General features: G+C 56.0%; 1 protein-coding gene. It reads left to right on the forward strand.

The features are described 5' to 3' along the window. A partial coding sequence (gene tssC / locus QMN38_RS26720) for a type VI secretion system contractile sheath large subunit (RefSeq protein WP_323606418.1) occupies window positions 1-629 on the forward strand: 629 nt, incomplete at both ends.

Consider the following 629-nt stretch of genomic DNA (forward strand, 5'->3'; position numbering starts at 1 on the left):
TCCTTTGCTTTTGCGGCCAACATGGTGCGCAGTTTTATCAGTAATGGCTGGTGTGTACAGATCCGCGGCCCACAGGCCGGCGGCGCGGTCCAGGACCTGCCGATCCATCTGTACGATCTCGGCACCGGCAACCAGGTAAAAATCCCGTCTGAAGTGATGATCCCCGAAACCCGCGAGTTTGAGTTTGCGAACCTTGGGTTTATCCCGCTTAGCTACTACAAGAACCGCGATTATGCGTGTTTCTTCAGCGCGAACTCCACCCAGAAGCCGGCACAGTACGATACCGCAGATGCAACGGCTAACAGCCGCATCAACGCCCGTCTGCCCTATATCTTCCTGCTGTCGCGTATTGCGCACTATCTGAAGATTATTCAGCGCGAAAACATCGGGACCACCAAGGACCGACGTCTGCTGGAGCTTGAGCTGAATACCTGGGTGAAAAGCCTGGTCACTGAAATGACCGATCCGGGCGATGAGCTGCAGGCCTCTCATCCACTGCGTGACGCGAAGGTCGTTGTGGAGGATATCGAGGATAACCCGGGGTTCTTCCGCGTGAAGTTGTACGCCATCCCGCACTTCCAGGTGGAAGGCATGGACGTCAACCTGTCACTGGTTTCCCAGATGCCGAA

This window comes from Citrobacter sp. R-1.5.2 (assembly GCF_035064245.1).
Classification (GTDB): domain Bacteria; phylum Pseudomonadota; class Gammaproteobacteria; order Enterobacterales; family Enterobacteriaceae; genus Citrobacter.